Source organism: Yinghuangia aomiensis (genome assembly GCF_039542225.1).
Taxonomy (GTDB): domain Bacteria; phylum Actinomycetota; class Actinomycetes; order Streptomycetales; family Streptomycetaceae; genus Yinghuangia; species Yinghuangia aomiensis.
Map to the genome: position 1 here is coordinate 1 of NZ_BAABHS010000040.1, position 21,600 is coordinate 21,600.

Below are 21,600 nucleotides of genomic sequence, written 5' to 3' on the forward strand. Positions count from 1 at the left end.
TTTCCGGTGGTCTTGGCGAAGAGGAAACGCCCGGTCCCATTCCGAACCCGGAAGCTAAGCTCTTCAGCGCCGATGGTACTGCACTCGAAGGGGTGTGGGAGAGTAGGACGCCGCCGGAATTTACTTAGAAAGCCCCGCCCGGGTGACCGGGCGGGGCTTTCTGCATTTCCGGACCCGCTCGTTGTTCGTGAATTGGCGTGCATCAGGTCGACGTGCGTGTAGGCCCCTCCCGCCCGGGAGGGGCCTTTTGCGTTTCCGGTCGGTCCCGCGGGCCGGCCGCATCGCAGGCCGGCCGCACAACAACCCCTACAACCGCCCCGCAAGCTTCAATGCCAGATACACATCCGTCAGCTGCGAAGCCAGTTCGACCGGCGGAGCGTCCACCACGCTGACCCCGTGCCGCTGGAGTTCGGCGGCGGTGTCGCGGCGCTCGCGGAGTTCGCGTTCGGCGGCCGCGGCGGCATACACCGCTTCCGCGGTGCCGCGGCCGCCGGCCATCGCGGTGAGCGCCGGGTCGGCGACGGCGGCCACGACGACCTCGTGCCGGTCGGTGAGCTGAGGCAGGACCGGCAGGAGGCCTTCGCGGACGGCTTCGGCGTCCAGGCCGGTGAGCAGGACGACGAGGGAGCGGCGCTTCGCGCGGCGGATGATCTCGGCGACCAGCCGAGGTGCGTTCGCTTCGACGAGTTCGGGTTCCAGGGGTGCCATGGCCTGGACGAAGGTCGGGAGGACGGCGGTGCGCGAGGCGCCCCGCACGTCCGCGCGGACCCGGCGGTCGTGCGCGAGGAGGTCCACGCGGTCGCCCGCTTTGGCGGCGACTGCGGTCAGCAGCAGCGCGGCGTCCATCGCCGCGTCGAGCCGCGGTGCGTCGCCGATGCGGCCCGCGGAGGTGCGGCCGGTGTCCAGCACGACGAGGATGTGCCGGTCCCGTTCCGGCCGCCAGGTGCGGACCACGACGTTCTGGGCCCGCGCGGTGGCCCGCCAGTCGATCGAGCGGACATCGTCGCCGGGCACGTACTCGCGCAGCGCGTCGAACTCGGTGCCGCGGCCGCGGGTGAGGACGGCGGACCGGCCGTCCAGCTCACGCAGTCGTTCGAGTTTGGACGGCAGCAGGCGGCGGCTTGGGAACGCAGGCAGGACGCGGACCGTCCACGGCACCTCGTGCGAGCCTTGGCGGCCGGCGATGCCCAGCGGGCCGAGGGACCGGACGGTCACCCGGTGCGCGGACCGGTCACCGCGCCGGGTGGGCCGCAGGTCGGTCGTGATGCGGGCGCGTTCGCCGGGTCGGATCGCGAGGGTGTGGCGCTGCTCGTGCGCGCCGGCGCTGGGCGGCCAGGCGTCGCGGAGCCGGCCGTCGACCGCGCGTTCGGACGGGTTGTCCACCGTGAGCGTGACGCGCGCGGGTTCGCCGAGTCGGACGGTGGTGTCGCCGTCGCGGGTGAACTGCAGCGCGCGGACCGGTCCGGCGAGGACGAGGTCGATGACGACGAGCGCCGCGAGCACGCCGCACACGAGGGCGACGCCGGTCCACGAGGGGATCAGCAGCCCTACGACGAGCGCGCCGACGGCGGCGGCCAGGGCAGTGCGCGCGGTGAGCGTCATCGAGGCTCCGTCTCCTTCCTACGGGCTACCGGGCCTGACTGGGGCGGACTGGGGCTGACCAGGGCTGGAGGACCGGACTGCCGAAACATTCGGCGTCGGCTGGGGGGATGCACACGGCCGGTGTGATGGTCTGACTTTTATTGGGGTCCCCTTGCCAACCTGCTTAGCAGGTGGGGTGGTTGGGGTGGCGGGGGCTGTCCACAGGTGCGGTGGGGGTGGGACGCATGGGCGGGGGGTCGTCCACAGCTCCTCACCACGGCACCGGTGTCGAATCGGCTCGCCCACCGTCCCCCACCCTCACCGCGGCACCGGCACCGAAGCCAGCACCGCATCCACCACCGAGTCCGCCGTGACGCCCTCCAGCTCCGCTTCCGGGCGCAGCTGTACGCGATGCCGCAACGTCGGCTTCGCGAGCGCCTTCACATCGTCCGGTGTCGTGTAGTCGCGGCCCGACAGCCACGCCCACGCGCGGGCGGTCGCCAGCAGCGCCGTGGCGCCGCGCGGCGAGACGCCGAGCTGCAGGGACGGCGAGGTGCGGGTGGCCCGCACCAGGTCCACCACATACGCCAGGACGTCGGGGTCCACCCGCAGCGCGCCGACCGCGGCGCGGCCCGCCGCGAGTTCGGCCGGGCCCGCGACCGGGCGGATGCCCGCCGCGTCCAGGTCGCGCGGGTCGAAGCCCGCCGCGTGGCGGCGCAGGACGTCGATTTCCTCGTCGCGGCCGGGCAGCGGCACCGTCAGTTTCAGCAGGAAGCGGTCGAGCTGGGCTTCCGGCAGGGGATACGTGCCTTCGTACTCGACGGGGTTCTGCGTCGCCGCGACGACGAACGGGTCGGGCAGCGGCCGCGGCGTGCCGTCCACCGAGACCTGGCGTTCTTCCATCGCCTCCAGCAGCGACGCCTGGGTCTTGGGGGGCGTGCGGTTGATCTCGTCCGCGAGCATCAGGTTGGTGAAGACCGGGCCCGGGCGGAAGGAGAACTCCGCGGTGCGGGCGTCGTAGACCATCGACCCGGTCACGTCGCCCGGCATCAGGTCGGGCGTGAACTGCACGCGTGTGGACCGCAGATCGAGGGCGCGGGCCAGGGTGCGGACCAGCAGCGTCTTGGCGACGCCCGGTACGCCTTCGAGGAGCACGTGGCCGCGGCACAGCAGGGCGATGACCAGTCCGGACACGACCGAGTCCTGTCCGACCACGACCTTGGCGACCTCGCCCCGCAGGGCTTCCATCGCGGCGCGTGCCGCGTCGCCGGACGGGAGGGCGGCGGTTTCCTGGGTGGTGACGGGTCCGCTCACGGCTGGGGTTCCCCTGTCTTGACGTGTTCTTCCAGCAGGTCGAGGCGGTCGGCGAGGGCGATCAGGCCGTCGTCGCCGATCGGGACCGCACCGTACAGAAGATCGTGGATGTCGGCCGCCGGCCGGCCCGTGCGTGCCGCGGCCGCGTCGGCGAGGGCGGTGGGTGCGGCCGCCGACGGGACGCCGAGGCGGGCCGCGATGCGGGCCCGGGCCGCGGCGCGGAGTTCCTCGGCGGCGTGTCCGGCGGTGCGGCCGCGCCGGTACAGCCGGGCGCGGCCTTCGGCGGTCTCGGTGGCGCGGACGACGACGGGCAGCGGCTCGGTGACGACGGGGCCGAGGCGGCGGGCCCGGTACAGCGCGAACAGGACGACGGCGATGCCGAACTGCAGGATGCCGAACCGCCAGCCCGCCGGCAGCAGGTGCAACAAGCCTTCTTGGCCGCCGTCTTCGGCGTTCGACGGCAGGTACCACAGCACCGTCGGGTGGCCGCCGAGGAGTTGCATGCTCAGGGACGCGTTGCCTTGTTCGTCGAGGTCGCGGTTGCGCAGCGGGTTGCCGGTGCCGAACAGGACGACGTCGCCGCTTTCGCGCGGGACGACCGCCAGGGTCGGCTGTCCCTCCTGCGGGTAACAGCGCACGGCACCTTGGGCGTTGGAGATGTAGCCGCGGCCGCCGAGGTTGACGGAGCCGGCGCGTTCGGCTTCGGGAAGCGTGCAGCGGGGCTGCAGGACGCCGGTCGACACGGTTCCGGAGTCGGAGGCGTCGACGCCGAAGGCTTCCAGGGCCGCGGATTCGGGTGCGATCAGGACGGTGCGGGCGGGGCGGAGCACGCCGACGGCGCCGAGTTGTGCGTCGGTCAGGCGTTCGGGGAACGGGACGACGACGGTGGTGGTGTCGGGCGTCTGTTCGACCGCGGTGAGGAGCGCCGTGGTGTCGGTGACGAGTGTGACGTCGATGCCCTGGCGGCGCAGGAGTTCGGCGAGGGCGCGGGATCCGGACGGGTCGGCGGCGCGCGGGTCGAGGTCGCCGCGTTCGCGTCCGCCGGTGATGAGGACGGTGCCGGCGACCACGATCAGGACGAGCGCGGCGAGCAGCAGCGGCATGCGGACGGCGCGCCAGATCGCGGCGCCGTCGGGGCTGACGGAGGTGGTGCGGCGCGCGGCCGGGCGGTCCGTCGGCGGGGCGATCGGCTCGTCGGTGTCGGCGGAGGCGGCGGCCGACGGCGGCGCGGTGCTCATCGCGGTGTCCGGTCGGCGGCCGCGGCGACGGGTTCGCGGGCCGGGCGGGCGGCGGCGCAGCGGCGGTCGAGGTCGCGGAGGGTGGCGTCCATGGCCGCGGTGGCCGGGTGGGCGCCGTAGCGGACGTCGTCGAAGACGGCGGCGGCGGCGGTGAGTTCCGGGGCGAGGGCGGGGAGGCTGCGGCCGGCTTCGGCGGCGGCTTCGTGCGCGGTGCGGCCGGGGCGTTCGTCGAGGATCGCGCGTTCTTCGAGGCCGCGGACGATGGCGCGGAGGCGCTCTTGCACGGCGGTGTCCCAGGCGCCGCGGGCGGCGTGGGCGTCCGCGGCGGCGCGGTGGTCGGCCGCGGTGCGCGGTCGGGCGTCGGCGAACAGGGCGTCCTTGGCGGTCGCCGTGCGGTGGACGCGGAGCGGGCCGAGGCGCAGCCGTACCGCGATGACCGCGGCGACGACGAGGGCGAACAGCAGGACGAGTCCGAACGGTCCGCCGGGGGCCAGCGAGGTGGCCTTGTCGAGCAGGTCGGCGAACCGGTCGACGATCCAGTCGAACACGCGCTGGAACAGCGACGGGTCGTCCTGGTGGTAGATCTGCTTGGACAGTTCGTCGCGGGCGGCGTCCCGGGCCGGGTCGCGCGGGATGTCGACCGGCCCGGGCGGCGGTGTCGCGGCGGCCGGGACCGCCGCGAGCACCGCGTGGAGGGCATCGGTCACGAGGCCGCCGGGGTGGCGTCGTCCGGGACGAGGCCCGCGGCACGCGCGAGTTCCAGGTCCAGGGCCTCGCGGCGCATGCGCTGGTCGATGTAGAGGAGCGCGGTCGCGCCCGCGTTGAAGGGGAACGTGATGGCGTAGGCGATGACCCCGCCGATGCCCACGATCATGGCGTCGGTGAACGAGTCGGGGACGGCCGCGGCGCCGAACTGGGAGAACCCGGTGGCCAGGCCGAAGGGCGTCTGCACGATCGCGCCGAGGATCCCGGACAGGATCGTGATCAGCAGCAGGATGCCGCAGACCCGCCACCAGCTGCCGGTGACGAGTTTGCGCGACCGGGCGAGGGCCTTGCCGACGGTCTGCTTCTCGAGGATCAACGCGGGCGTGGCCAGGGCGAGCAGGACGTACGCGTAGACGAAGAGCACGCCGCCGCCGATGAACCCGAGCACGAGCACGGCGCCGCCGGCCGCGCCGAACAGCGCGGCGAGCACCAGTCCCGGCAGAAGGCATGCCAGGAATAGTCCCGCCGGGATGAGAGGCGTCAGCGCCGACACGCCGAGGAGCCGCCACAGCAGCGGCTTGGTGCCCTGCCAGGCGCGGTCGAGGGTGATGTCCTTGCCGAGCACGGCGCGGCTGACGACGAGCGTCAGGATGCCGGTGATCACGAGCTGCCCGAGCAGCATGACGACGAACAGCACGGCGGTGGAGCCGACCAGCGGCCCCATGATGTCCCTGAGCTGGTCGGTGTCGGGGTTCGGCTCGTCGAGCGGGGACAGGTCGACGTTCCGCAGGATGGCCCACTGCGCGGGGACGGCGATGGCCTGCGTCACCAGGGCCACGACCAGCGACAGCCCGATCATGAGCTTCCAGTGGGCGCGCATCGCCGCGATCGCCCCGTCCAGGACCTCGCCCACGCCGAGCGGACGCAGCGGGATGATGCCGGGCTTGGCCGCGGGTGTGGCCGACCCCTGCCAGCGCGGCGGCGCACCCCAGCCGGGACCGCCGGGCGCGCCCCAGCCGTGCGTCGGCGGCGGGCCGCCGGGGGCGCCCCACTTGGGTGTCTGCGGCGGACGGGGCTGCTGCGGGTCCGGCTGCTGATGCGGCGCACCCCAGCCCGGCGGGACACCGTTGCCGGACCCGCCGGGGACACCCCAGCCGGACGCGGCGGGCGGCTGCTGGGAGGACCAGCCCGGGGGGACGGGGGCGGCGGAGGGGGCGGCGTCGGCGCCGTCCGCGGCGGGGGACGCACCGGAGGCGGCCGACGGGGCGCCGGTGTCCGGGGTTCCGGGGGAGTCCTCCGAGACAGGGGAGTCCGGTGCGGCCGAACCGCCCGGCACGGCGTCCGCGGCCGCGTCGGCGCTCGCATCGACGTTCGCGACGGTGCTCGTGTCCGTGCTCGTGTCGGCGGAGGCCTTGCCCGACCCGTCCGCACCGGACCCGCTCGCGTCTGCTTCGCGGCGGGACGTCGCGTCCCCGCCGCGCGGTGCGTCGGCGGTCGGAGCAGTCGGAGCAGTCGGCTCGTCCTCGCTCGCCGCCTCCGCGCGCGGCGCGTTCAGGCGGGGCGCGTCCGTGGCCGTCCACGGGGCGTCCGGCGCGGTCGCTGCCGGGTCCGGGGCCGGGCCGGCGGGCGGCTCGGGGGCGTCGGCCGTGTCCGGTGTCCCGGCGTCGTCCGCCGCCGTCTCGGGCGGCGTGGGAACCTTCCGGGGCTCGTCGGCGGGGCGGCCCGGAGAGTCCGTCATCGAAGTTGCTCCTCGTTCCGGTTGGATGGCGGTCAATCGTGGCACGGTTTTGCCCGCGCCTGGCGGTCGACTCCCGCGTTTTCGATCGCGGGGGCACCCCCGGCCGACCGGCTCCCGGCCAGGCGCCGACCGGGAAAGTCCGGATCGCCGACGCAGCCGCAGGCCGACGGGCACCAAGCCGCACCCTCGCCCGGTGACCGCCGCAGGCGGACGGGGAGGACGCGGCCGCACTTCGCGCGGTCGCGCTCCCCGCGGCCGCGCCGCCGCAAGGGCGACCGCTCCACCCGCCACACTGCCACCCTGCGCGGCACACTTGCCGCATGCCCACCCTCCCCTCCGACGCCGGCTGGGACCCGCGCCCCGTCTTCTGGAGCGACGACCTCCCCACCGCTTACGGCCGCGGTCCCGCCGTCGTGCTCCTGGACCGGACCCGCCTGCCCGGCGCCGAGGCCCGGCTGGTCTGCAGTGACGTTCCGGCGCTGGTGGACGCGATCCGGCGCCGCGTCGTGGACGGCGGCCCGCTGCTCGGCATCGCGGCGGCCTATGGCGTCGCCCTCGCCGCCGCCCGCGGCGACGACGTCGAGGCGGCGGCCGACGCGCTCACCCGCACCGACCTCGGGCGGACACGCGACACAGCCGAGCCCGCGCCTGCCGTCGGCGCCCGGGTGCACGCGGCATACGACCCCACGCCCGCCCACCCCGCCCGCGAGACCTGGCGCACCTCGGCCCTCGCCTCCGGCGCCCGCCAAGCCCGCGAGGCCTGGCGGCAGTCCGCCCACGACCCCGCAGCGCCCCTCGCCGCCGCGCGGGCCCTCCACACCGCGGTCGACCGGACCAGCGCCGCCCTGGCCCGCCAGGGCGCCCGCCTGGCCGCCGAACTCCTCCCCGACCGCCCCCTGCGCGTCCTTACCCACGGCGACACCGGCGCTCTCACCCACGGTGGTGAAGGCACCGCCTTCGCCGTCGCCCGCGCCCTGCACCGCGCCGGACGCCTCGCCCGCCTCCACGGCGGCGCCGCCGCCGCGCTCACCGCCTACGAGGCCGAGCGCTGCGGCCTGCCGTACGCCGCCCTGCCCGACCCCCACACCGTCACCGACCCCGATGTCGCCTTCGAGTCCCTCGACGCCCTCGGCGGCATCGACCTCGTCCTCGTCGGCGCTCACCGCATCGCCGCCGACGGCGCCGTCACCAACACCGCCGGCACCCACGCCCTGGCCCGCCGGGCCGCGCGAGCCGGCCCCCGCGGAATCCCCGTCCTCGTCGTCGCCCCGGTTGCCGCAATCGACCCCCGCGCGCCCTCCGAAGCTGCCATCGTGGGCGGGATCCGTGATGCCGGTGAGGTCACGGAGTCCTCCCGCCGCGCCCTCGCGACGGCCGGCGATGCCTCCTCCGATCCGGCTTTCGATGTGACGCCACCCGCGCTGATCTGCGCGATTGTCACGGAAACAGGGGTTTTGTCGCCGGTGACGACGATCGCGATTGCCCGGATGAGTGCAGGTCACGATCCGGTAATGCGACGATGATGTCTATGAAGGGACGTGTCCTCATCGTCGACGATGACACCGCGCTGTCCGAGATGCTTGGCATCGTGCTGCGGGGCGAAGGCTTCGAGCCGTCGTTCGTGGCCGACGGCGACAAAGCACTCCAGACTTTCCGGGAGGTCAAACCGGACCTGGTGCTGCTCGACTTGATGCTGCCCGGCAGGGACGGCATCGACGTGTGTCGGCAGATCCGCGCGGAGTCCGGTGTACCGATCGTCATGCTCACCGCGAAGAGCGACACGGTCGATGTCGTCGTGGGCCTCGAATCGGGTGCCGACGACTACGTGATCAAGCCGTTCAAGCCCAAGGAGCTGGTGGCGCGGGTCCGCGCCCGGCTGCGCCGGGCCGAGGAACCGACACCGGAGCAGCTGGTGATCGGGGACTTGGTGATCGACGTCGCCGGGCACTCGGTCAAGCGCGACGGCCGGAACATCGCGCTCACCCCGCTCGAGTTCGACCTGCTGGTCGCGCTCGCCCGCAAGCCGTGGCAGGTCTTCACCCGTGAAGTCCTGCTCGAGCAGGTCTGGGGCTACCGGCACGCCGCCGACACCCGCCTGGTCAACGTGCACGTGCAGCGGCTGCGCTCGAAGATCGAGCGCGACCCGGAGCGGCCGGAGATCGTGGTGACCGTGCGCGGTGTCGGCTACAAGGCGGGCCCGGCCTGAGCCGCCCCGCCCCGACGAGTCCGAGACCCGTGACCTGATGGCCTACCCCTCGCCGCCTTCGCCGCTGCGCCGCGGCTGGTCCTTGTGGACCCTCGCGCTGCGCAGGGCGCGTGCCGCGGCGGGGCGGGTCGTCGCGATCTGGCGGCGGTCGATCCAGTTCCGCGTGGTGTCCACCACGCTGGTGCTGTCCGCTGCGGTCATGGTGCTGCTCGGCATCGTCGTGGTGGGCCAGGTGCAGGGCGGTCTCCTCGACGCGAAGGTGTCGTCGGCGACCGCGCAGGCCCAGGGCGGGTTCCAGGTGGCCCGGCAGCAGGCGTCCGCGCTGGCCGCCGAGGCCGGGCGCCAGCCTGCCCCGACGGGGACCGGCAGCGCGCCGGACACCGGCGGGTTCGACGTCAAGGACTGGCTGACCGGCCTGGTCGACCAGCTGTCCAGCGGCGGCAAGGGCCAGTACGACGTGGCCGTGCTCAGCCCCGACGCGACCGCCAACACGCAGGACACCCGCTGGGGCCCGCGCTCGTCCGGCAACGTGCTCGCCGACCTGAGCGTGCCGCGCGACCTGCGCACCGAAGTCGGGCGGCATTCCGGGGCGGCGTACCAGTTCACCCGGATCGTGCGCGAGTCGACCGAGCCGGGCGGCGGGCGGACGAGCACCAAGGGCGTGGTCGTCGGCGCGCAGTTGTCGGACCCGCAGGGCAACCACTACCAGCTCTACTACTTCTTCCCGTTCACCCCGGAGGAGAAGACGCTCGGGCTGGTACGCGGCACGCTCGCCACGGCGGGCGTGTTCCTGGTGCTGCTGCTCGTGGCGATCGCCGCGCTGGTCACCCGCCAGGTGGTCACCCCGGTGCGGATGGCCGCCCGGATCGCCGAACGGCTGGCCGCGGGCCGCCTCGAGGAACGCATGAGACCGAACGGCGAGGACGACCTCGCCCGGCTCGGCTCGTCGTTCAACAAGATGGCGTCCACACTGCAGAACAAGATCCGCCAGCTCGAAGACCTCTCGCGCATGCAGCGCCGGTTCGTCTCGGACGTGTCGCACGAACTGCGCACACCGCTGACCACCGTGCGGATGGCCGCCGACGTGCTGCACGAGGCGCGCGGCAACTTCGACCCCGCGGTCTCGCGCTCCGCGGAACTGCTGCAGACCCAGCTCGACCGGTTCGAGGCGCTGCTGTCCGACCTGCTGGAGATCAGCCGGTTCGACGCGGGCGCGGCCGTTCTGGAATCCGATGCGCTCGACCTGCGCGACCTGGTCGGCCGGGTCGTGGACGCCGCCGAACCGCTCGCCGAGCGCCGCGGCAGCCGCATCGTCGTCGCCGATCCCGGCCGCCCTTGCGTCGCGGAAGTCGATCCGCGGCGCATCGACCGGGTGCTGCGCAACCTGGTCGTGAACGCCGTCGAGCACGGCGAGGGACGCGACGTGGTGGTGACCGTCGGGGTCAACGACGACGCGGTCGCGGTGACCGTGCGCGACTACGGCGTCGGCCTCAAGCCCGGCGAGTCGTCCCTGGTGTTCAACCGGTTCTGGCGCGCCGACCCGGCCCGCGCCCGCACCACCGGCGGCACCGGCCTCGGCCTGTCGATCGCGCTGGAGGACACCCACCTGCACGGCGGCTGGCTGCAGGCGTGGGGCGAGCCGGGCGGCGGATCGCAGTTCCGGCTCACGCTGCCGCGCGCACACGGCGGCGAACTGGTCCGCTCGCCGCTGCCGCTGGAACCGCCCGACTCGCGCGCCAACCGCGGCCTGCACCTGGCCGGGACGCCCTACCGGCGGGCCGGCGGCCCGCCCGGCACCCAGGGGACGGGGACGCCGCCCGCGGGCCCGCCCGCCTCGAACGGCGGCTCGGCCCGGCCGGGGGACGTGCCGCGCGGACTGCCCGGCGGCGGCGCCCCGGCGACGTACAAGACGTACCCGACCAAGGAAGGCGGCGGCCGGTGAGCGCCAATCGAGTACCGCGCCGCCCGCACCGCGCGCAGAGCGGGCTCGGCCGCGCCCTGCGCGCCGGGGCCGCCGCGGCGAGCCTCGTGCTGCTCGGCGCGTGCGCGTCCATGCCCGGCAGCGGCAAGGTCGAGGACGTCACGCGCGGGAACGAGAGCCAGGCCGAGGACCAGCCCGTACGCGTCTTCGGGGTGCCGCCGCAGCGCGACGAGTCGCCCAAGAACCTCGTCGACGGGTTCCTCGAAGCCGTCACCAGTGACGAGCCCGAGTACCAGACCGCGCGCAAGTACCTCACCCCCGAGGCCGCCGCGCGCTGGAACCCGACGTCCGGCATCAAGGTCGTCGAGTCGTTCCCCGGCACCATCTCCCACCCGGTCGCCCCCGAAGGCGCGGCCGCCACCGTCGTCGACGTCACCGGCCAGCAGGTCGCCTCCGTCGACGGCGAAATGGCCTACCAGCCCTCGCCCGCACAGCTCGCCGAGACGTTCGAACTGCGCCGCAACGGCGACGGCCAGTGGCGCATCGACAAGCTGCCCGACGGCCTGCTGCTGTCCCGCGCGGACTTCCGGCGCATCTACAAGTCGGTCAGCCTCTACTGGTACGCCAGCCCCTGGAACACCCCGCTGCTCGTCCCCGACCCGATATACCTGCGCAGCCGCGTCACCCCCACCACCACGCTCGTGGAGAAGCTGCTCAAGGGCCCGACCAAGTGGCTCTCCCCGGTCGTGCGCAGCAGCTTCCCCCTGAACACCTCGCTGGTGGACCGCGCGGTCAACGTCGACGACACCGGCGCGGTGAGCATCCAGCTCAGCGACGAAGCCAAGCAGGCCCCCGCGGCCCAGTGCCTGGAGATGGCGTCGCAGGTGCTGTACACGCTCGGGCAGGTCACCAAGGTCGAGTCCGTCGAGCTGACCACGCACCGCGGCCCCAAGCTGTGCAGCCAGTCCAAGCAGGGCGCCCAGCAGTTCGACCCGGCGCTGCCGCAGACCACCCCGGTCGGCTACTACGTCGCCAAGGGCGCGGTGAACAGCCTGGCCGCGAACAGCACCCAGCCGGCCCCGCTGCCCGGCCCGTTCGGCGACGGCTCGCTCAAGCTCAGCGAGATCGCCGTCGCCCGCCAAGGCCGCCAGATAGCCGGGATCGACCAGAGCGACACCACCCTGTACGTCGGCCTCCTCGACAGCGTCGCCGGGGTCGAGGAGCGCGCCAGGGCCGGCTCCGGCCGCACGTTCCTCAGCCCCACATGGGACGGCCGCGGCGGCCTGTGGACGGTGGAACGCAACTCCTCCAGCGGCGCCACCCGCGTGCTGTGGGTCGACAAGGAAGGCACGATCCCGGTCACCCTCGAAGGCTTCGGGGAGAGCAAGGTCACCGGATTGCGCATATCCCCGGACGGCACCCGCGCCGCGCTGCTGCTCGACGAACGCCACCTGGTGACAGGCCGGGTCATCCGCGGCGTCGACCCGGTCCGCAAGGTCGTCTCGACGGTCACCATCGACGCGCCGCGCGTCCTCCTGCCGAACCTGGTGTCCGCCAAATCGGTGTCCTGGAACGGTGCGAACCGCCTGGTCGTCCTCGGCACCCAGGAGCAGGGCTCGATGCAGCCGCAGTTCGTCGACGTCGACGGCGGCAACACGGTCGGCATCGCCGCGGTGTCCGGCATCGAAGCCATCGCCGCCCCCGACGGCGCCGACCAGCCGCTGCTCGCCCGCTCCAGCGACCGCAACATCTACCGCCTCGAACCGGGCAACACCTGGAAGGCGATCCGCGAGGGCGAGTATCCGACGTATCCGGGCTGACCGACCCGGTCCGTTCCCGCCCACCCCCTTGCCGAGCCGACCGACCGAGCCGGTTCGGCCGGGTGTGCGAACCCGGCGCCCGCCGCTATACCCGATCCGGCGACACCGGTGTGGCGGAATGCCGAAAAGCGGGTGGAACCGGCTCCCATGCCGCACCGTGGAACGCATGCGGCACGACGAGAACGCCGAGCGGCGACCGTGGGCGCGCCCCCTGCGCCGACTCACCACCACCTGGGGTGACCTCGTCCTGCCCGCCTCGTGTGCCGGGTGCGGCCGGCCGGGTACGGCCGTGTGCGCCCGGTGCCGGGCCTACCTGCAATGCCCGCCGCACCTCGTGTCCCCGGAACCCGCGCCGCCCGGCCTGCCGCCGGTCGCCGCCGCGGCCGTGTACGAGGACCCGGTCCGGGCCCTGCTCATCGCCCACAAGGAACGCGGCGCCTACGCCGCCACCGCCCCGCTCGGCGACGCCCTCGCGGCCGCCGTCGCCACAGTCGTCGCGGTCCTGCCCGCGGCCCGCCGCCCTGTGCCGGTCGTGCTGGTGCCCGTCCCGTCGGCCCGCCGCGCCGTGCGCGCCCGTGGCCGCGACAGCACCCGCGCCCTGGCCTTGCGCGCCGCCCGCACACTCCGCGCCCGCGGCGTGCCCGCCCGCGTTTGCCCAGCCCTGCACCATGCCCGGCCGGTCGCCGACCAAACCGGTCTCACGGCCCGTGAACGTGCGGTGAACGTCACCGGAGCACTCGGTGTTTCCAGCAGGTTGGCACCCCTATTTGAGGGCATTAGTGTGGTGATCGTCGACGATCTCGTGACCACCGGGGCGAGTCTCGCGGAAGCGACCCGCGCGGCCGGTTCCGTGGGCGGACGGGTGATCGGAGCGGCCGTGGTGGCCGCGACCGCCCGGCGCCCGCACCGGGAAGCGAGTGGTCGGGACCCGAGTCCATCGGCGGTCGCTGAGGCGTTCGACCAGCTCGGCCGGACGGGCGGACAGCCCCACCGGCGTGGCGCAATGGATGGAGTTCTGCGTGGACATTGTCGTCAAGGGCCGAAAGACGGAGGTTCCCGAGCGGTTCCGCAAGCACTGCGTCGAGAAGCTGGACAAGGTCCGCAAGCTCGACGGCCGCGTGATCAGCGTCGACCTTGAGGTCTCCAAGGAGCGCAACCCGCGGATGGCGGACCGTTCGGACCGCGTGGAGATCACGCTGCGGAGCAAAGGGCCGGTCGTCCGGGCGGAGGCAGCAGCCACGGACCCGTACGCCGCGCTCGACCTCGCGATGTCAAAGCTGGAGGCACAGTTGCGCAAGGCTGCCGACCGGCGTCGCGTCCACCGGGGGCACCACGCCCCCATGTCCACGGGTGCGGCCACCGCGGAACTGAACGGAAGCACGATGGTCGGCGGGTCCCAGGTGGCCACGGCCGAGGAGCTGGACGAGTTGGCCGGCGTGAACGGCATGAACGGCAAGCGGATGGCCGGCCCCATCCAGGTCGACGGCGACGGCCCGCTGGTGGTGCGCGAGAAGGTGCACACCGCCCCGCCGATGACGTTGGAGACGGCGCTCTACGAGATGGAGCTGGTCGGGCACGACTTCTACTTGTTCGTGGACAAGGACTCGGCGCTGCCGAGCGTGGTCTACCGGCGCCGCGGCTACGACTACGGCGTCATGCATCTGCAGACCGGCGACCCCGACCTGGAGATGGACGAGGCGTGACGCGGTGACCGGGGTGACCGGGTGAGTGACCTCCCCGGCCGCCCGGGTTTCCCCGTCGGGAACCGACGCCCGCCGCCCCGCCCCGCGGGGCGGCGGGCATTTTCGCGGGCGCATTCGGGCCGTAACCGGGCAATCGACGCGAGGGGGCATTGCGGCGTGGCGATGACGTGGGATGCTGGAGCGGACACGGAGCGTACCGGGTCGGCCGAGGGGGAGCACACGGTGGGCGCACAGCACGTCCCAGGCGGCAGCACCGCGGACGGCTCGCACGCGGAGCCGATCCGGGTCCTCGTCGTGGACGACCACGCGCTGTTCCGGCGCGGCCTGGAGATCGTGCTCGCCGCCGAGCCCGACATCGAGGTGGTCGGCGAGGCGGGCGACGGTGCCGAGGCGGTCGACGCCGCACAGGACCTGCTCCCGGACATCGTCCTGCTGGACGTGCGGATGCCCCGGCGCGGCGGTATCGAGGCGTGCACCGCGATCAAGGAAGTCGCGCCCAGCGCCCGCATCATCATGCTGACGATGAGCGACGACGAAGCCGACCTGTACGACGCCATCAAGGCGGGCGCGACCGGCTACCTGCTCAAGGAGATATCGACGGACGAGGTGGCCACCGCCATCCGCGCGGTCGCCGACGGCCAGTCGCAGATCAGCCCGTCGATGGCGGCGAAGCTGCTGACCGAGTTCAAGTCGATGATCCAGCGCGACGACGAGCGGCGGCTGGTCCCCGCACCGCGGCTGACCGACCGCGAGGTCGAGGTGCTGCGGCTGGTGGCCACCGGCAAGAACAACCGGGACATCGCCAAGCAGCTGTTCATCAGCGAGAACACGGTGAAGAACCACGTCCGCAACATCCTGGAGAAGCTGCAGCTGCACTCGCGGATGGAAGCCGTGGTGTACGCGGTGCGGGAGAAGATCCTGGAGATCCACTGACGCTGCCGGACGGCGGGTCTCTGGTCAGGCGAGCAGCGCGGCGAGCGGGGCGCGTGCCGCCTCCGGGCTGACCAGCTCCAGGCGGACGCTGTCGCAGCGGACCCAGGACGCGGCTTCGCGCAGCGCGGCCGCCATCGCGTCCAGCGCCTTCTCGGACACGCGCGGGGACGCGAACGACAACTGCCGGGCGACGAGGGTGCGTCCGTCGCGGGCCGGGTCGACGCGGCCGATCAGCTTGCCGCCGGCGAGCAGCGGCATCGTGAAGTAGCCGTGCTGCCGCTTGGCTTTGGGGACGTACGCCTCGAGCCGGTGTTCGAAGCCGAACACGCGCGCGGTCCGCGGCCGGTCCCAGATCAGCGAGTCGAACGGCGACAGCAGCGTGGTGCGGTGCCGCCCGCGCGCCGGGCTCGCCAGTTCGGCGGGGTGCACCCACGCCGGGGCGGCCGTGCCGGTGCGGCCGGCGGACGGTCTGCCCCAGCCCTCGACCAGCACCGGGACCAGGGGGGTCGCCGGCAGCACGGACTCGACCTGCTCGCGGGTGAGGCGGTACTGGTCCATCAGGTCCGCGGTGGTGGCCACGCCGAGCTGGCGGCCGGCCTCGGCCACCAGGTTGCGGACGCACTGCTCGTCGGTGCGGTCGTCGCCCGTGTACTGCGCCGGGATGGCGCGTTCGGGCAGGTCGTAGACCCGTTTCCAGCCGCGGCGCTGCACGCAGACCACGTCGCCGAAGGACAGCGCGCGCTCGACGGCGATCTTGGTCTCCGACCAGTCCCACCACTCGCCCTTGTTCTTGGCCCCGCCCAGTTCGGTGGCGGTGAGGGAGCCCTCGGCGCGCAGCCGGTCCAGGACGCCGTCGTGCGCCTCGTCCGAGATCGGGTGCCCCGACCACAGGTGGCCGCGCTTGCGGTAGTGGCGGCGGCGGAACGCGAAGTCCGGCCACGACGACACGGGCAGCACGCACGCGGCGTGCGACCAGTACTCGAACGTGCCGGTGCCCGACCAGTAGGCCGACTCGACGGCTTGGCGCCCTATCGCGCCGAGGCGGGCGTACGGCACCAACTCGTGCGAACGCGCCAGCGTCGAGATCGTGTCCAGTTGCACCGCGCCGAGCCGGCCGAGGACGCCGCGCACCCCGGTGCGCCGCTCGACCGCGCCGAGCAGGCCCTGGGCCCGCAGCACGATCTTGCGTGCGTCGTCGGCGGTGAGCGTGGCGGCGGGGGACGGAACGGTCATGGACAACACCTTAGAACAAGTGTTCGCCTGCGAGCCCTGGCTTGCGTTATTCGGGCAGCGGCGGGTCGGTGGCCAAGCGCGCGTGCACGTGCTCGTCGGTGAAAACGCCTTCGCGGTCCGGGAAGGCATCCCGCATCACGCCTTCGAGTGCAAAACCGGCGCGTCGCGCGACCGCGCAGGACGCCTCGTTGGGGGCCGCGTGGAACAGCGCGATCCGGTGCAGGCCGAGTGCGCCGAACGCCCAGCGCGAGGCCGCGTTCACCCCGTGCACCGCTATGCCGCGGCGGCGGGCGTGCGGGCGCACCCAGTAGCCGACGTCCGCGGTGCGGTAGGAGAGGTCGATGTGCTGGACGCTGATGTCCGCGTAGACCTCGCCCGTCACCGCGTCCATGAGGGCGAACGACGCGTGGTTGCCCTCCTCCCAGAACCCGATGCGGCGGCTGAGCCACACCTCCGGATCGGTCCGGTGCGCGGGCGGCGGATCGGTCGGCGGCGGCATCCAGCGCCAAGCCAGGGGATCGGTGACCAGCTCGCGCGCGACATCCAGGTCCTGAGCCGTCCACGGGCGCAGTTGGTACTTGCCGGCGGCAATCTCCACGGGTTCCATCCCGGCATTGTGCCCCGGTCGGCCGCGTGCCTCCCGGTGGGTTGCGTCCTCGCATACCATGGGCGCATCGGCGGGACGGGCCCCGCCGTGCCGTCCGCCAAAAAGGCGGATGGGCGCCGTCCGGCAGGGAGCGACCACAGCGTGTCCATCTTCGACAAGGTTCTGCGCGCCGGCGAGGGCAAGATCCTGCGCAAGCTCACCCGCATCGCGGATCAGGTGGACTCGATCGAAGAGGACTTCACCAATCTCTCGGACGCGGAGCTGCGCGCCCTCACGGACGAGTACAAGGAGCGGTACGCCGACGGCGAGAGCCTCGACGACCTCCTTCCCGAGGCGTTCGCGACGGTCCGCGAGGCCGCACGCCGCACCCTCGGCCAGCGGCACTACCGCGTGCAGATCATGGGCGGCGCGGCGCTCCACCTCGGCAACATCGCCGAGATGCGCACCGGCGAAGGCAAGACGCTGGTGTCGACGCTCCCGGCGTACCTGAACGCGATCGCCGGCAAGGGCGTCCACGTGGTCACGGTCAACGACTACCTGGCCGAGCGCGACTCGGAGTGGATGGGCCGCGTCCACCGGTTCCTCGGGCTGAGTGTGGCCTGCATCCTGGCGAACATGCCGCCGCACGAGCGACGCAAGGCGTACGCGGCGGACATCACGTACGGCACCAACAACGAGTTCGGCTTCGACTACCTGCGCGACAACATGGCGTGGAGCCAGGACGAGCTGGTCCAGCGCGGCCACTTCTTCGCGGTCGTCGACGAGGTCGACTCGATCCTCATCGACGAGGCCCGTACCCCGCTGATCATCTCCGGCCCGGCCGACCAGGCGACGAAGTGGTACGCGGACTTCGCGAAGCTGGTCACCCGCCTCAAGCGCGCCGAGCCGGTCAAGGACGGCGAGACGCCGGTCGGCGACTACGAGGTCGACGAGAAGAAGCGCACCGTCGGCATCCTCGAGTCCGGTGTCGGCCGCGTCGAGGACTACCTGGGCATCGACAACCTCTATGAGGCCGTCAACACCCCGCTGGTGGGCTACCTCAACAACGCGATCAAGGCCAAGGAGCTGTACAAGCGCGACAAGGAGTACGTCGTCGTCGACGGCGAGGTCCTGATCGTCGACGAGCACACCGGCCGCATCCTCGCGGGCCGCCGCTACAACGAGGGCATGCACCAGGCGATCGAGGCGAAGGAAGGGGTGGACATCAAGGACGAGAACCAGACCCTCGCCACGATCACCCTGCAGAACTTCTTCCGCCTGTACGACAAGCTCGGCGGCATGACCGGTACGGCGATGACCGAGGCGGCCGAGTTCCACCAGATCTACAAGCTCGGCGTGGTGCCGATCCCGACGCACCGCAAGGTGCAGCGGCTCGACCAGGCGGACCTGGTGTACAAGACCGAGGAGGCGAAGTTCTCCGCGGTCGTGGACGACATCGCCGAGAAGCACGAGAAGGGCCAGCCGGTCCTGGTCGGCACGACCAGCGTCGAGAAGTCCGAGTACCTGTCGAACCAGCTGCGCAAGCGCGGCGTGCCGCACGAGGTGCTCAACGCGAAGTACCACGAGCGCGAGGCGCAGATCGTCGCGCAGGCGGGTCGCCGCGGCGCGGTCACGGTGGCCACCAACATGGCGGGCCGTGGCACCGACATCATGCTGGGCGGCAACCCCGACCACCTCGCCTCGGCGGAGCTGGCGCAGCGCGGACTCAACCCGGCCGAGACGCCGGAGGAGTACGAGCTGGAGTGGCCGGCCGCGCTGGACAAGGCCAAGAAGGCGGTCAAGGCCGAGCACGAAGAGGTCACCGAACTGGGCGGCCTGTACGTGCTGGGCACCGAGCGGCACGAGTCGCGGCGCATCGACAACCAGCTGCGCGGCCGTTCGGGACGCCAGGGCGACCCGGGCGAGTCGCGGTTCTACCTGTCGCTGGGCGACGACCTGATGCGGCTGTTCAAGGCCAACATCGTCGAGGCGGTACTGAACCGGGTCGGCGTGCCCGAGGACGTGCCGATCGAGTCGAAGATGGTGTCGAACGCGATCAAGTCCGCGCAGTCGCAGGTCGAGCAGCAGAACTTCGAGATCCGCAAGAACGTCCTGAAGTACGACGAGGTCCTCAACCGGCAGCGCGAGGTCATCTACGGCGAGCGCCGCCGGGTGCTGGACGGCGAGGACCTGCACGAGCAGGTGCGGCACTTCATCGACGACACGATCGGTGCGTACGTGTCGGGCGCGACCGAGGGCTTCGCCGAGGAGTGGGACCTCGAGAAGCTGTGGACGAACCTCAAGCAGCTCTACCCGGTCAGCCTCACGATCGACGAGGTCGAGGAGGAGGCGGGCGGCCGCGACGGGCTCGACTCCGAGCAGCTGACCGAGCTGCTGCAGGCGGACGCGCAGGCGTCGTACGAGGAGCGCGAGGAGAAGCTCGGCGGCGACGTCATGCGCGAGCTGGAGCGCCGCGTCGTGCTGTCGGTGCTGGACCGCCGGTGGCGTGAGCACCTGTACGAGATGGACTACCTCCAGGAGGGCATCGGCCTCCGCGCGATGGCGCAGCGCGACCCGCTGGTCGAGTACCAGCGCGAGGGCTTCGACATGTTCAACGCGATGATGGAGGGCATCAAGGAGGAGTCGGTCGGCTACCTGTTCAACGTCGAGGTGCAGATCGAGCAGGTCCCCGAGACCCCGACGATCACCCTCGACCAGGCGCAGGCGATGCCGGAGATCCACGCCAAGGGCCTGGAGACCCCGCAGCGTCCGACCCACCTGTCGTACAGCGCGCCGTCGGTCGACGGCGAGGGCGGCGTCGTGACGACCGAGGAAGACCTCGGCGAGGACGCCATCCCCGAGCAGGGCGGCACCCGCGCCGAGCGCCGCCGCGCCCAGCGCGCCTCCCGCAAGAAGAAGCGCTGACCCGCACACCGCTGACGAACGCCCGCCGGTTCTCCGGCGGGCGTTCGGCGTTTCGGGGGCTTCGGAGTGGTGCCGGGCCGCCGGGAAGGCTACGCGCCGGTTGGAGCGTGCCCGAGGGTCCGGGTGGGGTTCCGGACAAGGGCCTCGGCCTCGCGGGGGCTGAGCGGGGCTTGAGCGGGCTTGCAGGCGGCTTGGTGGTCGGTGGGACCGGGCGGTGGCCGCACGGGCCGGGGCGGCCCGTTCGTGAGGTGGCCTATGCCTTGCCCCGAGCCCGGTTGCCAGGTGGGCTCGGGGCGGAGGTGGCGGCTACTTGTACTGGAACGCTGTGCAGATCCAGGTCGGGGGGTTTTCGGGGCGGGTTCGGGAGGGGGTGTGGTCGAGGCGGAGGGCGATGGCCTGGTCGCGGTCGGGGCCGGTGAGGGTGAGGCGGAGGTAGCCCTCGGCGGTGGTGGGGGTGGGGGCTGTGGCGTTGGCGGCGGCGAGGGTGATGCCGGTGACGGCGTGGTGGCGGAGGTCGTCGCGGAGGGCGGCGATGGTGGCCCGGACCGCGTGGGTGGTGTGCGGGGTGAGGCGTTGCAGCGGGCAGCGGCCGGTGAGGACGCCGGTGAGCACGCGGGCGAAGCCGCGGACGCGGCGGCGGGCCTGCCGGGCCGCGCCGGGTGCGGCGGCGGGGGCGCGTTCGTCGGGGCCGACGAGGCGCAGGTGGCGCGGGCGCGCCGGTGCGGGGACCCGCGCGCGGGGTGCCGGCGGCGGGCCGGGCGGGTCGTACGCGGGCTCGGTGCCGGGTGCCGGGACGAGCCGCAGGCGCGGCAGCGGGCGGGCGTCGTCGAGTCTGCGGGCGGCGGACGGTGCCATGGTTCTTCTCCCCGTTGGCGTCGGTGGCGCGGGGGGAGCGACGCGGTCGTCCCCCGAGCGCCGCGATGGGGGCCAGGGGTATCGGCCGCGCCGAAAGCGCGTCAAACGACGCGTCGGCGAGGGGCGTCACCCTTCCGGGCTGCGCGCGCCGGGTGGTGTGCGCCGGGATCAATCGGGCGAAAGGTCAGCTAACGGCCGTCGCCGCAGCGGGTGCCTCGATCGGGTGTCGGAGCGGGTACTCGTACGATGCTCTGCGGCCGCTCACGCGGTCGGCCGCCGGTTTTCATCCGTACGGGCCCGCCCGCGGCCCCGCCCACCGCAGGAGTCCCCGATGCGCGTGTACGTCCCCTCCACGCCGGTCCGCCTGGCCGCCGTGCACCGTGAGGGCGGCATCGGCCCCGCCCCGCTGAGCGCCTTCGCGGTCACCTCCGGCCTCGGCGCGTGGTGCGGCACCGAGGACCCCGAGGAGCTGGAGTACGCCGCCGCCTTGCTGGCCGGCCGGGCCGCTCTCGGCCTCGCCGCCCAGGAGCCCCGGGACCCGGAGGCCCGCGCGCGCCGCGTGGTGCTGGCCGCCGACGTGCCCGACGGCATCGTGTCCGAGGTCCCCGACCTGGGCCCCGGCGCCGTGGTGGTGGACGGCACGATCCCGGTCAAGCGCATCGCCGCGATCCACATGGACGCCGAGGACGCCGAAGCCGACGTGCGCGCCGCGCTGCCGGCCGAGCCGGGTGCGGAGCCGGACGAGGCGCTCGTCGAGGCGCTGGAGGAGCACGAGCTGCTGTGGTTCGCCCGGCAGGAGCTGGCCGACCTGCTCTGAGCCCCGGGCGACGTTTGTCGGGCGC

At 73.2% G+C, this 21,600-nt stretch carries 17 protein-coding genes and 1 rRNA gene; 10 read left to right on the forward strand and 8 right to left on the reverse strand.

The genetic code is table 11. The annotated features are described in order from the left end of the window. Positions 1-2 precede the first annotated feature (2 nt). Positions 3-119 (forward strand): 5S ribosomal RNA (rrf, locus tag ABEA93_RS35530). A gap of 187 nt (positions 120-306) precedes the next feature. On the opposite strand, the gene ABEA93_RS35535 is transcribed toward rrf, so the two are convergent. The 5 genes from ABEA93_RS35535 to ABEA93_RS35555 all read right to left on the reverse strand — a co-directional run bounded on the left by ABEA93_RS35535 (position 307) and on the right by ABEA93_RS35555 (position 6,576). Further along, positions 307-1,602, reverse strand: a complete 1,296-nt coding sequence (locus tag ABEA93_RS35535; RefSeq protein ID WP_345680061.1) for a DUF58 domain-containing protein — start codon at positions 1,600-1,602, stop codon at positions 307-309. 297 nt (positions 1,603-1,899) lie between these two features. Further along, on the reverse strand, positions 1,900-2,829 hold the full coding sequence (locus ABEA93_RS35540; RefSeq protein ID WP_345680109.1) for an AAA family ATPase: 930 nt from the start codon (positions 2,827-2,829) through the stop codon (positions 1,900-1,902). A gap of 62 nt (positions 2,830-2,891) precedes the next feature. Further along, positions 2,892-4,133 (reverse strand): DUF4350 domain-containing protein, encoded by a 1,242-nt coding sequence (locus ABEA93_RS35545; protein WP_345680062.1) that lies wholly within the window; start codon positions 4,131-4,133, stop codon positions 2,892-2,894. Continuing rightward, complete coding sequence (locus ABEA93_RS35550; protein ID WP_425585222.1) at positions 4,130-4,840, reverse strand: DUF4129 domain-containing protein; 711 nt, start codon at positions 4,838-4,840, stop codon at positions 4,130-4,132. The genes ABEA93_RS35545 and ABEA93_RS35550 overlap by 4 nt, the downstream gene beginning before the upstream one ends. Then, positions 4,837-6,576: a hypothetical protein gene (locus tag ABEA93_RS35555; RefSeq protein WP_345680063.1), complete on the reverse strand. Its 1,740-nt coding sequence runs from the start codon at positions 6,574-6,576 to the stop codon at positions 4,837-4,839. The genes ABEA93_RS35550 and ABEA93_RS35555 overlap by 4 nt, the downstream gene beginning before the upstream one ends. 320 nt (positions 6,577-6,896) lie before the next feature. On the opposite strand from ABEA93_RS35555, the gene ABEA93_RS35560 reads away from it, so the two are divergent. The 7 genes from ABEA93_RS35560 to ABEA93_RS35590 all read left to right on the forward strand — a co-directional run bounded on the left by ABEA93_RS35560 (position 6,897) and on the right by ABEA93_RS35590 (position 15,159). Beyond that, positions 6,897-8,099 (forward strand): S-methyl-5-thioribose-1-phosphate isomerase, encoded by a 1,203-nt coding sequence (locus ABEA93_RS35560; RefSeq protein ID WP_345680064.1) that lies wholly within the window; start codon positions 6,897-6,899, stop codon positions 8,097-8,099. Continuing rightward, a complete protein-coding gene (gene mtrA / locus ABEA93_RS35565) occupies positions 8,096-8,782 on the forward strand; it encodes an MtrAB system response regulator MtrA (protein ID WP_345680065.1) in 687 nt (228 codons plus the stop codon). Before ABEA93_RS35560 ends, mtrA begins: the two co-directional genes overlap by 4 nt. Before the next feature lie 37 nt (positions 8,783-8,819). Next, positions 8,820-10,724, forward strand: a complete 1,905-nt coding sequence (gene mtrB, locus ABEA93_RS35570) for an MtrAB system histidine kinase MtrB (RefSeq protein ID WP_345680066.1) — start codon at positions 8,820-8,822, stop codon at positions 10,722-10,724. Next, complete coding sequence (locus ABEA93_RS35575; RefSeq protein ID WP_345680067.1) at positions 10,721-12,523, forward strand: LpqB family beta-propeller domain-containing protein; 1,803 nt, start codon at positions 10,721-10,723, stop codon at positions 12,521-12,523. The genes mtrB and ABEA93_RS35575 overlap by 4 nt, the downstream gene beginning before the upstream one ends. 166 nt (positions 12,524-12,689) lie before the next feature. Further along, positions 12,690-13,661 carry a ComF family protein gene (locus ABEA93_RS35580; RefSeq protein ID WP_345680068.1) on the forward strand — a complete coding sequence of 324 codons (972 nt, stop codon included), beginning with the start codon at positions 12,690-12,692 and terminating at the stop codon, positions 13,659-13,661. Beyond that, a complete protein-coding gene (gene hpf, locus ABEA93_RS35585; protein WP_345680069.1) occupies positions 13,543-14,226 on the forward strand; it encodes a ribosome hibernation-promoting factor, HPF/YfiA family in 684 nt (227 codons plus the stop codon). The genes ABEA93_RS35580 and hpf overlap by 119 nt, the downstream gene beginning before the upstream one ends. A gap of 222 nt (positions 14,227-14,448) precedes the next feature. Next, complete coding sequence (locus ABEA93_RS35590) at positions 14,449-15,159, forward strand: response regulator (protein ID WP_345680070.1); 711 nt, start codon at positions 14,449-14,451, stop codon at positions 15,157-15,159. A gap of 24 nt (positions 15,160-15,183) precedes the next feature. Here ABEA93_RS35590 and ABEA93_RS35595 read toward each other — a convergent pair whose 3' ends face one another. Both ABEA93_RS35595 and ABEA93_RS35600 read right to left on the reverse strand, forming a co-directional pair. Continuing rightward, positions 15,184-16,392 (reverse strand): winged helix-turn-helix domain-containing protein, encoded by a 1,209-nt coding sequence (locus ABEA93_RS35595; protein WP_345680072.1) that lies wholly within the window; start codon positions 16,390-16,392, stop codon positions 15,184-15,186. A 46-nt stretch (positions 16,393-16,438) separates the two neighbouring features. Further along, positions 16,439-16,999, reverse strand: a complete 561-nt coding sequence (locus ABEA93_RS35600; protein ID WP_345680073.1) for a GNAT family N-acetyltransferase — start codon at positions 16,997-16,999, stop codon at positions 16,439-16,441. Positions 17,000-17,140: 141 nt separating this feature from the next. Here ABEA93_RS35600 and secA point away from each other — a divergent pair, with 141 nt between their 5' ends. Next, positions 17,141-19,903, forward strand: a complete 2,763-nt coding sequence (secA, locus tag ABEA93_RS35605) for a preprotein translocase subunit SecA (protein WP_345680074.1) — start codon at positions 17,141-17,143, stop codon at positions 19,901-19,903. A 306-nt stretch (positions 19,904-20,209) separates the two neighbouring features. Here secA and ABEA93_RS35610 read toward each other — a convergent pair whose 3' ends face one another. Continuing rightward, a complete protein-coding gene (locus ABEA93_RS35610; protein WP_345680075.1) occupies positions 20,210-20,758 on the reverse strand; it encodes a hypothetical protein in 549 nt (182 codons plus the stop codon). A gap of 331 nt (positions 20,759-21,089) precedes the next feature. Here ABEA93_RS35610 and ABEA93_RS35615 point away from each other — a divergent pair, with 331 nt between their 5' ends. Further along, positions 21,090-21,575 (forward strand): DUF6912 family protein, encoded by a 486-nt coding sequence (locus tag ABEA93_RS35615; protein WP_345680076.1) that lies wholly within the window; start codon positions 21,090-21,092, stop codon positions 21,573-21,575. Positions 21,576-21,600: the final 25 nt, after the last annotated feature.

Excerpts from the sequence above, each read along its gene's own strand:
- ABEA93_RS35535 (WP_345680061.1), bottom strand. The coding sequence starts at position 1,602 with ATGACGCTCACCGCGCGCACTGCCCTGGCCGCCGCCGTCGGCGCGCTC.
- ABEA93_RS35540 (WP_345680109.1), bottom strand. The coding sequence starts at position 2,829 with ATGGAAGCCCTGCGGGGCGAGGTCGCCAAGGTCGTGGTCGGACAGGAC.
- ABEA93_RS35545 (WP_345680062.1), bottom strand. The coding sequence starts at position 4,133 with ATGAGCACCGCGCCGCCGTCGGCCGCCGCCTCCGCCGACACCGACGAG.
- ABEA93_RS35555 (WP_345680063.1), bottom strand. The coding sequence starts at position 6,576 with ATGACGGACTCTCCGGGCCGCCCCGCCGACGAGCCCCGGAAGGTTCCC.
- ABEA93_RS35560 (WP_345680064.1), top strand. The coding sequence starts at position 6,897 with ATGCCCACCCTCCCCTCCGACGCCGGCTGGGACCCGCGCCCCGTCTTC.
- mtrA (WP_345680065.1), top strand. The coding sequence starts at position 8,096 with ATGATGTCTATGAAGGGACGTGTCCTCATCGTCGACGATGACACCGCG.
- mtrB (WP_345680066.1), top strand. The coding sequence starts at position 8,820 with ATGGCCTACCCCTCGCCGCCTTCGCCGCTGCGCCGCGGCTGGTCCTTG.
- ABEA93_RS35580 (WP_345680068.1), top strand. The coding sequence starts at position 12,690 with ATGCGGCACGACGAGAACGCCGAGCGGCGACCGTGGGCGCGCCCCCTG.
- ABEA93_RS35595 (WP_345680072.1), bottom strand. The coding sequence starts at position 16,392 with ATGACCGTTCCGTCCCCCGCCGCCACGCTCACCGCCGACGACGCACGC.
- ABEA93_RS35600 (WP_345680073.1), bottom strand. The coding sequence starts at position 16,999 with ATGGAACCCGTGGAGATTGCCGCCGGCAAGTACCAACTGCGCCCGTGG.
- ABEA93_RS35610 (WP_345680075.1), bottom strand. The coding sequence starts at position 20,758 with ATGGCACCGTCCGCCGCCCGCAGACTCGACGACGCCCGCCCGCTGCCG.
- ABEA93_RS35615 (WP_345680076.1), top strand. The coding sequence starts at position 21,090 with ATGCGCGTGTACGTCCCCTCCACGCCGGTCCGCCTGGCCGCCGTGCAC.